Origin of the sequence: Rhodovulum sp. (assembly GCF_011048875.1) — a bacterium.
In the GTDB taxonomy this organism is placed as follows: Bacteria; Pseudomonadota; Alphaproteobacteria; order Rhodobacterales; family Rhodobacteraceae; genus Rhodovulum; species Rhodovulum tesquicola.
Genome location: NZ_DSDD01000248.1, coordinates 1 through 12,190, shown reverse-complemented (window position 1 = coordinate 12,190; position 12,190 = coordinate 1). Strand labels below are relative to the sequence as shown.

Below are 12,190 nucleotides of genomic sequence, written 5' to 3'. Positions count from 1 at the left end.
GCATAGGGCTGGCCGCGCAGGGTCATGCGGCCGGCATCGGGCTGGGCGAGGCCATAGATCATCTTGACCAGCGTGGACTTGCCCGCGCCGTTCTCGCCCAGAAGCGCGTGAATCTCGCCCTCGACGATGTCGAAATCGACGCGATCATTGGCGACCACCCCGGGATAGGCCTTGGTCAGGCCCTCGACTGTCAGAAGCGCTTTCACCCGGCGGTCTCTCCGCGGCCGTTCTCCGTCCATCGCTTCTAGACCGCCCGCCTGCGCGGCTGCAACGGTCTCGGGCCGCGCAAGGCGGGGGCGGGCACGGTTTGCAGGCGAATGCCCGAAAAATGCCCATTTGCGGTGGCGCGGCGCGCGGGCCTTTGACCGCAGCGGCGCCGCGGCCTAGCCTGACAGGGCGGCCACAGGAGGAGGCGGTTGTTCCCCCACGCCCTGCACCATGTCCAGCTTGCGATGCCCGAGGGCGGCGCGGCCGAGGCGCGCGCGTTCTATGGCGACTTGCTTGGCCTCGACGAGGAGGAGGGCCCCGGCGCGCCCCCGGACGAGCTGTGGTTCCGCCGCGGAGAGTTGCGGATCCGGCTGGGCGTCGAGCCCGGCTTTCGCCCGGCGCGCAAGGCGCATCCGGCGCTGATGGTGCGCAAGCTCGATGCGCTGGCCGAGCGGCTGGAACGGGCCGGGCTCGACCTGCGCCGGGATGACCGCCTGCCGGGGCCGCGCCGGGTCTGTATCGACGATCCGTTCGGCAACCGCATCGAGCTGGTGGAAGGCGCGGTCTGAGCGGGCGCGGGGGGCTCCCGCCCCAGGGACCGCGCGGGGCTTGCGCCCCGCTTGCCCGGGGTTGGGCGTGGCGCCCGGCGATGCCGGGCGCGCGCCTCCGGCGGGGATATTTCGGGCCAGAAGAAGATGCGGTGCGGGCTTTTCGGCAGGCGGTGCGGGGGCTAGGGTCGGGGCATGGCTGCACCGCGATTCATCCATCTTCGACTGCATACCGAATACTCGCTGCTCGAGGGGGCGGTGCGGCTGAAGACGCTGCCCGACCTGTGCAAGGCGGCAGGCATGCCCGCCGTGGCCGTGACCGATACCAACAACATGTTTGCCGCGCTGGAATTCTCGGTTCTGGCGGCGGGCGCGGGCATCCAGCCGATCCTGGGCTGCCAGATCGACCTTGCCCATGATCCGGTTGCCCCCGGCGAACGGCCGCGCCCGCCCGCGCCGGTCGTGCTGCTGGCGCAGAGCGAGGCGGGCTATGGCAACCTGATGAAGCTGAATTCCTGCCTGTACCTGGGCAAGGCAGGGCAGCTGCCGCAGGTCACGCAAGAGGAACTGGAGGCGCATGCGGCCGGGCTGATCTGTCTGACCGGCGGGCCGGACGGGCCGTTGGGGCGGTTCCTGCGGGCCGGTCAGCGGGGCAAGGCCGAGGCGCTGGCGGTATGGCTGGCGCGCGTCTTTCCTGGGCGGCTTTATGTCGAGTTGCAGCGCCATCCGGGCGCGGGCGGACGGCTGACCGAGGCCGAGGCGGCGACCGAGCGCGGCCATGTCGAGATCGCCTATGCGATGGACCTGCCGCTGGTCGCGACCAATGACGTGCATTTCCCGAAGCCCGAGATGTTCGAGGCGCATGACGCGCTCCTGTGCATCGCGGATGGGGCCTATGTCGATCAGGCCGAGCCGCGCCGCCGGTTGACGCCGCAGCATCATTTCAAGTCGCCCGAGGAAATGGCGGCGCTGTTCGCCGACCTGCCCGAGGCGATCGCGAACACGGTCGAGATCGCGCGCCGCTGTGCCTTCAAGGCGGCCAAGCGTGCGCCGATCCTGCCCCGCTTTGCCGAGGACGAGGTCGAGGAACTGCGCCGCCAGGCCAGGGAGGGTCTTGCCGCGCGGCTGGCCGTGATCCCGCATGCCGCACCGGTCGAGGACTACGAAAAGCGGCTGGAGTTCGAGCTGGGCATCATCGAGGGGATGGGCTTTCCCGGCTATTTCCTGATCGTCGCTGATTTCATCAAGTGGGCCAAGGATCACGGCATCCCGGTGGGGCCGGGGCGGGGCTCGGGCGCGGGGTCGCTGGTGGCCTATGCGCTGACCATCACCGATCTGGATCCGTTGCGCTACAACCTGCTCTTCGAGCGCTTCCTGAACCCCGAGCGGGTGTCGATGCCCGATTTCGACATCGACTTCTGCATGCACCGCCGCGAAGAGGTGATCCACTATGTGCAGGAACGCTATGGCCGGGAAAAGGTGGCGCAGATCATCACCTTCGGCGCGCTTCTGTCCAAGGCCGCCGTCCGCGACGTGGGCCGCGTGTTGCAGATGCCCTATGGCCAGGTCGACAAGCTGTCGAAGCTGATCCCGGTCGAGGGGGTCAAGCCTGTCAGCATCGAGAAGGCGCTGGCCGACGAGCCGCGCCTGCGCGAGGCCGCCCGCGCCGAGGAGGTGGTGGACCGGCTTCTGACCTATGGCCAGCAGGTCGAGGGGTTGCTCCGCAATGCCTCGACCCATGCCGCGGGGGTGGTGATCGGGGACCGGCCGCTGGACGAGCTGGTGCCGCTCTACCAGGATCCGCGGTCCGACATGCCCGCGACCCAGTTCAACATGAAATGGGTCGAGGCGGCGGGGCTGGTGAAGTTCGACTTCCTCGGGCTGAAGACGCTGACGGTGATCCAGAATGCCATCGACCTGATCCGCGCGGCCGGGCGGGCCCTGCACGAGGGCGCGGACGGCACGCCGCTTTACCAGCCCAAGCCCGGCGCCGAGAACGATATCGGCCATATCCCGCTGGACGATCCGAAGACCTATGAGCTTTACGCCAGCGCCCGCACGGTCGCGGTGTTCCAGGTGGAAAGCTCGGGCATGATGGACGCGCTGCGCCGGATGAAGCCCACCTGCATCGAGGATATCGTGGCGCTGGTGGCGCTTTATCGCCCCGGCCCGATGGAAAACATCCCCGCCTATTGCGAGGTCAAGCACGGGCTCAGGCCGCTGGAATCGATCCATCCCTCGATCGACCACATCCTGGCGGAAACCCAGGGCATCATCGTCTACCAGGAACAGGTGATGCAGATCGCCCAGGTCATGGCGGGCTATTCGCTTGGCGGCGCTGACCTGTTGCGCCGCGCCATGGGCAAGAAGATCGCCGAGGAAATGGCCAGGGAGCGGCCCAAATTCGTCGAGGGCGCGGTGGCGAACGGCGTGCCCAGGGCCAAGGCGGGCGAGGTCTTCGACCTGCTGGAAAAGTTCGCCAATTACGGTTTCAACAAGTCGCACGCAGCGGCCTATGCGGTGGTCAGCTACCAGACCGCCTGGCTCAAGGCCAACCATCCGGTCGAGTTCATGGCCGGGGTGATGAATTGCGACATCCACCTGACCGACAAGCTGGCGATCTATGCCGAGGAAGTCCGCCGCGGGCTGGGCATCGGCATCGTGCCGCCCTGCGTGAACCGCTCGCAGGCGGGTTTTTCGGTCAACGGGGGGCGGTTGGTCTATGCGCTGGGCGCGCTCAAGAATGTCGGCGTCGAGGCGATGCGGTTGATCGTCGAGGCGCGCGGCGACCGGCCGTTTGCCACGATCTTCGATCTTGCCCGGCGGGTGGATCTCAAACGCATCGGCAAGCGGCCGCTGGAAATGCTGGCCCGCGCGGGCGCCTTCGACCAGCTTGACCCGAACCGGCGGCGGGTCTTCGAAAGCCTGGATGCGCTTTCGGCCTGGTCGGCCGCGATCCATGACCAGCGCGCCTCGGCGCAGGTGTCGCTGTTCGGCGAGGCGGGCGACGACCTGCCCGAGCCGCGGCTGGCCCCGGTTGCCGACTGGCTGCCCGCCGAGCGGCTGGCCGAGGAACACAAGGCGATCGGCTTCTACCTGTCCGGCCACCCGCTGGACGATTACATGGCGGCGCTGAAGCGCAAGTCCGTGCTCAGCCTTGCCGCCGCGCGCGAGACGGCCGAGCGCAGCGGGGGGGCGATCGTCAAGGTGGGCGTGCTGGTCTCGGGCCTGCGCGAGATGAAAAGCGCCAAGGGTACGCGCTATTTCCGAATGGACCTGTCCGACCCCACCGGCCAGCTTGCGGGCGTCGCGATGTTCCCGCGCGAAGAGGCCGATCTTGCCGCCGCGCGCAAGGTGTTCGAGACCACCGACAAGGTGGTGGCGACGCTCGAAGGCCGGTTCAGCGAGGGCCAGTTCGACCCGACGATCCGCGGCGTTCAGCCGATGGATTCCGCGATTGCCGATGCGGGCGCGGCGGGGCTGGAAATCACCATCGAGACCGCCGAGGCCGCGCAATGCGTGCGCAGCCTGCTGGACCAGTTGGGCGCAGCGCCGCGGGGCAGGGCGGGCGGGCCGATCCGGCTGCGGGTGCTGAACCTGCAACTGACGGTCGAGGGCGAGACGCAGCTGCGCGATTGCTGCCTGCGGCTGCGCGGCACCTATCCGGTGACGCCCGCGGTCAAGGGTGCGCTGAAATCGTTGCCGGGCGTGGCGCTGGTCGAGGAATTCTGATGGCCGCGCCCGGTCTGTGCGCTGGCCCTGGCCAGGGGCCTGCGCTAGAACCCCGTCAACCGACCGAGCCTGCGCGCCCATGCATTCCGAACTGATCGTCTCGACCTACAACAATCCCCGCTCCCTGGCCCTGTGCCTGGACTCGGTGGCCATGCAGCGGGTCATGCCCGATGGCATCTGCATCGCCGATGACGGATCCGGGCCCGAAACCCGGGCGGTAATCGACGCCTTCGCCGCGCGCCATCCGGATCTTGCGCTGCGCCACCTCTGGCACGAGGATCGGGGCTTCGAGAAGGCCGCGATCCTGAACAAGGCGATTGCCAGTTCCCCCGCCGAGCTGCTGGTCTTCATCGACGGCGACGTGATGATCCATCCCGATTTCGTGGCCCGACATCTGCGCCTGACCCGGCCCGGACGATTCTCGACCGGCAGCCTGATCCGGCTGGACGCCGAAGCCACGGCAAGCGTGACGCCCGAGATGGTGCGAAGCGGGCTGGTCTTCGACCGGGGATGGCTGCGCCGCAACCGGGCGATCCGCAAGTTGTCGACCTGGCTCAAGACGCGCCCCTTCCCGGTGCCGGTCATGGCGGCCCTCGACCTGGTATCGCCCGTCCGCCGGGCGCTGTGCGGGGCGAACGCCTCGGTCTGGCGCAGCGATCTTCTGGCGGTCAACGGCTATGACGAGACGATCAAATATGGCGGCGAGGACAAGCATCTTGGCGTGCGGCTGAACAATGCAGGCGTGCGCGGGCGGCATCTGCGGTTTTCTGCGCCGCTGGTTCATCTCGACCATCCCCGCGGCTATGCCGACCCGGACAGGATGCGCCGGCACAAGGCGATGATCCGCGCCGCCCGCAAGAGCGGCGAGGCACGCACCCCCAATGGCATCGTGAAGGATGGCGAAGGCGGACGGGCCGACGCCTGACGCGATCACCAATGCGGCGGTTTCTGGTCGGCCAGCGGCACCGAGCCGCCCGCCTCGAACTCGCGCCCGGCCTCGCGGTCCAGCAACATGTCCACCTGTCGGCGCAAGAGGTCGATCTCGCGTCCGCGCCGGGCCAGTTCGTCGGACAGGTCCTCGACCTCGCGGATCAGTTGCGCGATCCGTTCTTCCAGTGCCCATCCCTCGGCCATGCCTGTCCTCCAGCGCCACCTTGCCCCGCCGCCCCCCATCCGCTAGACCCCGCGCGACAGCGCAAGGGACGGGCGAGACAGCCATGGCCAAGGATACCAAAACCCGGCGCCCAAGGGCCGAAACGCCCAAGGGCTTTCGCGACTATTTCGGCGCGGACGTGACCGAGCGCAAGGCGATGCTGGACAGGATCGCCGCGGTCTATCACCGCTACGGCTTCGATCCGCTGGAAACCTCGGCGGTCGAAACGCTGGACGCGCTGGGCAAGTACCTGCCCGATGTCGACCGCCCCAATGCCGGTGTCTTCGGCTGGCAGGAGGAGGATGGCGACTGGCTGGCGCTGCGCTATGACCTGACAGCACCCTTGGCCCGCGTCGCCGCGCAGTATCGCAACGACTTGCCCATGCCCTACCGCCGCTACGCGATGGGCCCGGTCTGGCGCAACGAGAAGCCGGGGCCGGGCCGGTTCCGCCAGTTCTATCAATGCGATGCCGACACGGTGGGGGCGGCCTCGGTCGCCGCAGATGCCGAGATCTGCGCCATGCTGGCCGACGCGCTGGAGGCCGTGGGGATCGAGCGCGGCGACTACATCGTGCGGGTGAACAACCGCAAGGTCCTGAACGGTGTGATGGAGGTTGCAGGCATCCTCGACCCCGCCGACCCCGGGAAACACGAGCACGAACGCGGCATCGTGCTCCGCGCCATCGACAAGCTGGACCGGCTGGGAGAGGAGGGGGTTCGGGCGCTTCTGGGTGAGGGGCGGAAGGACGAGTCCGGGGATTTCACCAAGGGCGCGGGGCTGTCGGACGAGCAGGCCGAGGTGGTGATGGGGTTTGTTTCCGCTTCGAAGGCCGTTGATAAAAGACTGGTGGATACGTTGGCCGCCTACCCTTCGCAGCCTCCGGCTATTGTAAGGCACATTCAAGCAGTCCAAGACGCTGGTAACGACCATGCAAGACGCAAATTGGCGCTGCCCATCGAAGCCATGGAAGCCAGGAACCGTGTTACGACAAAGTATCTCAAGGATTTGGTCGGTTCCTCGGTGATTGGCGCCGATGGGGTTGACGAGCTTGAAGCAATCTCGAACCTGCTGCAAGCCCAAGGCTACAGCCCCGACCGCATCGTGATCGACCCCTCCGTGGTCCGCGGCCTCGGCTACTATACCGGCCCGGTCTTCGAGGCCGAGCTGACCTTCGAGATCCTCGACGAAAAGGGCCGTCCGCGGCAATTCGGCTCGGTCGCGGGAGGCGGGCGGTACGATGGCCTCGTGGAACGCTTCACCGGGCAGAAGGTGCCCGCGACGGGGGTTTCCATCGGCGTCGACCGGCTGCTGGCTGCGCTGCGGGCCAGGGGACGGGCGGGGCAGACCATGCAGGGTCCCGTCATCGTCACCGTGATGGATCGCGACCGGATGGCCGATTACCAGGTGATGGTGGGCGAGTTGCGCGCCGCCGGCATCCGCGCCGAGGTCTATCTGGGCAACCCCAGGAATTTCGGCAACCAGTTGAAATATGCCGACAGGCGCGGCTCGCCCGTGGCCATCATCCAGGGCGGCGACGAGGCCGCGCGCGATGTCGTCCAGATCAAGGATCTGGTGCTGGGCGCGAAGATCGCTGAAAGGGCCAGCCTCGAGGAATGGAAATCCCAGCCCGCCCAGTTCGAGGCCCCGCGCGCCGAGCTGGTGGCGCAGGTGAAAAGGCTGCTGGCCCAGAACGGGGACTGAGCGATGGCGTCCAAGGCCGAGATCCTGGCACAGGCCGAACGGCTGCACGCCTTTTTCCGCAATGCGGGCGCGGAGCCTGTGCAGGCCGCGATCCTGCAACCGGCCGACGCGCTGCTGGACCTTTATGGCGAGGATATCCGCGCGCGCGCCTATGTCACCGCCGATGCGGCGCGGGGCGAACAGATGCTGCGGCCCGATTTCACGGTGCCGGTGGTGCAGATGCACATGCAGGCGGGCGGCGATCCGGCGCGCTACACTTATTGCGGCGAGGTGTTCCGGAGGCAGGAACGCGACCCGGACCGGCCCAACGAATATATCCAGGTGGGCTATGAACTTTTCGGCGGCGAAAACCCGGCCGAGGCCGATGCCGAGGTCTTCGCGCTGTTCTCCGAGGTGCTCTCGCCGCTGGGCCTGCGTGCGGCGACCGGCGATATCGGGCTCTTGCTGGCCGCCATCGGGGGGCTGTCGACCACACCCGAGCGCAAGGCGGCGCTGCGCCGCCACGTCTGGCGCCCGCGCCGGTTCCGCGCGCTGCTTGACCGGTTCGGCGGCCGCGCGCCCGCCCTCGAGGCGCGCAAACGGCTTCTGGCCGAGGTCGAGGCAAGGGGGGTCGCGGCGGTTCTGGATGCGGCCGGACCCGAGATCGGCCTGCGCTCGCGCGCGGATGTGGCCGCGCGCCTTGAAACGCTGGTGCAGGATGCGGCCGAGCCGCCCATCGCGGCGGCCGAGGTGGAGTTGCTGGACGACATGCTGTCGATCCGCGAAACCTGCCCGAACGCGCTGGCGCATCTGCGCGACATCGCCGTGGACCTGCCCGCCATCGCGCCCGCGCTCGACCTGCTGGAAGCGCGGCTCGAGGCGCTGGCAGGGCAGGGGATCGACGTGGACATGCTGGATTTCGAGGCCAGCTATGGCCGCACCACGATGGAATATTACGACGGCTTCGTCTTCGGCTTCTACGCCGAAACCCGGCCCGACCTGCCGCCCGTGGCCTCGGGCGGGCGCTATGACGCGCTGACCCGCATCCTGGGCCAGGGCCGCGCGGTGCCCGCGGCGGGCGGCGTGATCCGGCCCGAACTGGTGCTGGCCCTGACACGGGAGGGCGGGCAATGACGCTGAAGCTGGGCGTGCCGTCCAAGGGGCGGCTGATGGACAAGACCTTCGACTGGTTCGCGGGCCATGGGGTGAACATCCGCCGCACCGGGTCCGAACGCGAATATTCCGGCGCGGTCGAGGGCATCGCGGGGATGGAACTGGTGCTTCTGTCCGCGGGCGAGATCCCGCGCGAGCTGGCAGCGGGGCGGATCCATCTGGGCGTGACGGGGTCGGATCTGGTGCAGGAGCGGATCGCCGACTGGGAAACGCGCGTAGTCGCGCTGGAGCCGATGGGCTTTGGTTATGCCGATCTGGTGATCGCGGTGCCGCGCTGCTGGGCGGATGTCGACACGCTGGACGATCTGGACGCGGCCGCGGCGGCGTTCCGGGCGGCGCATGGGCACCGGCTGCGCATCGCGACCAAGTATCACCGGCTGGTGCGCGACTTCCTGCGCGAGGCGGGCGTTGCCGATTACCAGCTTGTCGACAGCCAGGGCGCGACCGAAGGCACGGTCAAGAACCTGACCGCCGAGGCGATCGCCGACATCACCTCGACCGGCGAGACGCTGCGCGCGAACCACCTGAAAATCCTGTCCGACGGGCTGATCCACCGCAGCCAGGCGACGCTGTTCAAGGCGCGCGCGGCGAATTGGGACGGGGCGGCGCATGACAACTTCCGCGCGCTGGGCGCACGTCTGGGGCTTGGCGGCTGAGGCGTGCGCGCCCTCAGCGCACCCCGATCTCGGCCAGTGCCGCCATCAGCCCGGGCGGCAGGCTGTCCTCATGCGCGCGGGCGCCGGACAGGTCGCGCGGCGCCTCGCGCGGGTCGAGATAGCGCCAGCCCTGGAACGGCCGGCGCGGCGCGGCCTCGGTCCGGATGACCTGTGCGTCCAGCACGATGGCGCAGCGCGCGATCCCGTCCGCCCCGGTCACCGGGTCCAGCCGCAGCACCCGCTGCCGTGCCAGGATCACCCCCTTGAACACCCAGTAAAGCGAGCCGCCCGCCAGCACCTCGTCGGCGCGCTTCGGCCACATCCGCGTGACGTGGCGCGGCAACCCGTCAGGCCCGAGGGCACGCGGATTTTGCTGCCATTCCAGCAGATCCTCGACCCGCTCGGCGCCCACGCAGAGCTTCACCAGATTGACATGGGCCGCCGCCATCTTGCCCCCAGATTCTGTTGATGAACGCCAAGCCTAGGCTAATTGTTGCGGAGTTCAAGGCGGACCCGTATTGTGGAAGGCCCGCCGACTTTCCGAGGATTGCCCAGATGACCCGCTTCTCCGCCCCCATCGCCGAACAGATCTGGGACATGAAATACCGACTCAAGGCGGCCGACGGCACGCCCGTCGATCTGACGGTCGAGGATACCTGGCGGCGCATCGCCCGCGCGCTGGCTGCCCCCGAGGCGGATCCCGCGCTCTGGGAAGACCGGTTCTATGCCGCGCTCGAGGATTTCCGCTTCCTGCCCGCGGGCCGGATCACGGCGGGGGCGGGCACCGGGCGGTCGGTGACGCTGTTCAACTGCTTCGTGATGGGCACGATCCCCGATTCCATGGCGGGCATCTTCGACATGCTCAAGGAGGCCGCGCTGACCATGCAGCAGGGCGGGGGCATCGGCTACGACTTCTCGACGATCCGGCCGCGCGGCGCCGATGTGCTGGGGGTGGCGGCGGATGCCTCGGGGCCATTGTCCTTCATGGATGTCTGGGACGCGATGTGCCGCACGATCATGTCGGCGGGGTCGCGCCGCGGCGCGATGATGGCGACGATGCGCTGCGATCACCCCGATATCGAGGCCTTCATCACCGCCAAACAGGATCCCGCTAGGCTGCGCAACTTCAATCTCAGCGTGCTGGTGACGGATGCATTCATGGCGGCGGTCAAGGACGACAAGCCGTGGGAGCTGCATTTCGGCGGCAAGGTCTATCACACTATCGAGGCGCGCGACCTGTGGAACAGGATCATGCGCGCGACCTATGATTACGCCGAGCCGGGCGTGATCTTCATCGACCGCATCAACGCGATGAACAACCTTGCCTATTGCGAGACCATCGCCGCCACCAATCCCTGCGGCGAACAGCCCCTGCCGCCCTATGGCGCCTGCCTTCTGGGCTCGATCAACCTTGCCCGGCTGGTGCGCGAGCCCTTCGAGTCACTGGCGGAACTCGACGAGGACGCGCTGGACGATCTGGTGGCGACCGCCGTGCGGATGATGGACAACGTGGTGGATGTCAGCCGCTTTGCCCTGCCGCAGCAAGAGGCCGAGGCGCGCGCCAAACGGCGGATCGGGCTGGGGGTGACGGGTCTGGCGGACGCCCTTCTGATGGTGGGCCTGCGCTATGGATCCGAGGAAGCGGCGCGTCAGACCGAACGCTGGTTGCACCGCATCGCCCGCGCCGCCTACCTGGCGTCGGTGCAATTGGCGCGGGAAAAGGGGGCGTTTCCCCTGTTCGACGCCGACAAGTACCTGGCCAGCGGTGCATTGGCCCATATGGACGCGGATGTGCGCGCCGCCATCGCCGAGCATGGCATCCGCAACGCGCTCCTGACCTCGATCGCGCCCACCGGAACGATCAGCCTTTACGCGGGCAACGTGTCCTCGGGGATCGAGCCGGTCTTTGCCTATGCCTATACCCGCAAGGTGCTGCAACGCGACGGCTCGCGCACCGAGGAGGAGGTGGTGGATCACGCCGTCCGCCTCTGGCGCGAGAAGTTCGGCGACGCGCCGCTGCCCGACTATTTCGTGGACGCCCAGACGCTGAGCCCGGCCGAACATGTCCGGATGCAGGCCGCCGCGCAGAAATGGGTGGATTCCTCGATCTCGAAGACCATCAACTGCCCCGTCGATATCAGCTTCGAGGCGTTCGAGGACGTCTACATGCAGGCCTATGAAACGGGCTGCAAGGGCTGCACCACCTATCGGCCGAACGAGGTGACGGGCTCGGTGCTGACGGTCGCGGAAAGCTCCGAGAAACGGCCCGAGGCCGAAACCGGCGCCGATGTGGTCTATCTGTCCGACCCGCTCGACCGCCCGCAGGCGCTGGAGGGCAGCACCTACAAGCTGAAATGGCCCGACAGCGAGCATGCGATCTACATCACCATCAACGACATCGTGATGGCCGGGCGCAGGCGCCCCTTCGAGGTGTTCATCAACTCGAAGAACATGGAGCATTTCGCCTGGACCGTGGCGCTGACCCGGATGATCTCGGCGGTGTTCCGGCGCGGCGGCGACGTGTCCTTCGTGGTCGAGGAACTGAAGGCCGTGTTCGACCCGCGCGGCGGCGCCTGGATGCAGGGCAAGTACATCCCCTCGATCCTGGCGGCGATCGGCGGCGTGATCGAGCGGCACATGGTCTCGATCGGCTTCATCGATGGCGAAGGCATGGGCCTGAAATCCGACCCCCGCTATCAGGCGATGGCGGTCGGAGACACCCCCCGCGGCCCCGCCTGCCCGTCCTGCGGCGCCTACGAGATGCGTATGGTCGAGGGCTGCATGACCTGCATGAATTGCGGTCACTCGAAGTGCAGCTGACGTCGCGGGCGACCAGTTTTGTTGTTTTGATTACATGCGTAAAGCTTCCATTTTGGGCGGCATTGTTGCAGAAAGGCGGCCTTCGACGTGAGGGCCTCTTTCCCCTTCAGGTTCAGGCCACGCGAACGATCTCGGCGGTGCCGAGAGCATTGAAGCGGTTGATGAGTGCGACGCGGATGTGGATTTCGGCGGTTTGGCGGTCGGGGGTGAGCCATTGGAG

General features: G+C 67.8%; 10 protein-coding genes. 7 read left to right on the top strand and 3 right to left on the bottom strand.

Going from position 1 to position 12,190, the window contains the following annotated elements; all coding sequences use genetic code 11:
• Positions 1-239: ATP-binding cassette domain-containing protein (locus tag ENN83_RS08780; RefSeq protein WP_414707643.1), on the bottom strand; the 239-nt coding region annotated here is incomplete at its 3' end.
• 177 nt (positions 240-416) lie between these two features.
• On the opposite strand from ENN83_RS08780, the gene ENN83_RS08775 reads away from it, so the two are divergent.
• The 3 genes from ENN83_RS08775 (at position 417) to ENN83_RS08765 (ending at position 5,412) form a co-directional block, all read left to right on the top strand.
• Positions 417-776 (top strand): VOC family protein, encoded by a 360-nt coding sequence (locus ENN83_RS08775; RefSeq protein ID WP_287186031.1) that lies wholly within the window; start codon positions 417-419, stop codon positions 774-776.
• Positions 777-950: 174 nt separating this feature from the next.
• Entirely contained in the window at positions 951-4,487 is a 3,537-nt protein-coding gene (gene dnaE / locus ENN83_RS08770; protein WP_287186030.1) for a DNA polymerase III subunit alpha, read from the top strand.
• Positions 4,488-4,566: 79 nt separating this feature from the next.
• Positions 4,567-5,412: a glycosyltransferase gene (locus tag ENN83_RS08765; protein ID WP_287186028.1), complete on the top strand. Its 846-nt coding sequence runs from the start codon at positions 4,567-4,569 to the stop codon at positions 5,410-5,412.
• Between the two features lie 5 nt (positions 5,413-5,417).
• On the opposite strand, the gene ENN83_RS08760 is transcribed toward ENN83_RS08765, so the two are convergent.
• Positions 5,418-5,621: a SlyX family protein gene (locus ENN83_RS08760; RefSeq protein ID WP_287186027.1), complete on the bottom strand. Its 204-nt coding sequence runs from the start codon at positions 5,619-5,621 to the stop codon at positions 5,418-5,420.
• A gap of 83 nt (positions 5,622-5,704) precedes the next feature.
• On the opposite strand from ENN83_RS08760, the gene hisS reads away from it, so the two are divergent.
• Genes hisS through hisG form a run of 3 tightly spaced genes read left to right on the top strand, consistent with a single transcriptional unit; the run spans position 5,705 to position 9,150 of the window.
• A complete protein-coding gene (gene hisS, locus ENN83_RS08755) occupies positions 5,705-7,342 on the top strand; it encodes a histidine--tRNA ligase (protein WP_287186025.1) in 1,638 nt (545 codons plus the stop codon).
• Positions 7,343-7,345: 3 nt separating this feature from the next.
• Positions 7,346-8,455, top strand: coding sequence for an ATP phosphoribosyltransferase regulatory subunit (locus ENN83_RS08750; RefSeq protein ID WP_287186023.1), 1,110 nt, complete (start codon positions 7,346-7,348; stop codon positions 8,453-8,455).
• A complete protein-coding gene (hisG, locus tag ENN83_RS08745) occupies positions 8,452-9,150 on the top strand; it encodes an ATP phosphoribosyltransferase (protein WP_287186021.1) in 699 nt (232 codons plus the stop codon). Before ENN83_RS08750 ends, hisG begins: the two co-directional genes overlap by 4 nt.
• Before the next feature lie 13 nt (positions 9,151-9,163).
• Here the strand turns inward: hisG and ENN83_RS08740 are convergent, their stop codons facing one another.
• Positions 9,164-9,598, bottom strand: a complete 435-nt coding sequence (locus ENN83_RS08740; RefSeq protein WP_287186019.1) for a DUF1489 family protein — start codon at positions 9,596-9,598, stop codon at positions 9,164-9,166.
• A gap of 107 nt (positions 9,599-9,705) precedes the next feature.
• Here ENN83_RS08740 and ENN83_RS08735 point away from each other — a divergent pair, with 107 nt between their 5' ends.
• A complete protein-coding gene (locus tag ENN83_RS08735) occupies positions 9,706-11,970 on the top strand; it encodes an adenosylcobalamin-dependent ribonucleoside-diphosphate reductase (protein ID WP_287186017.1) in 2,265 nt (754 codons plus the stop codon).
• Positions 11,971-12,190 lie beyond the last annotated feature (220 nt).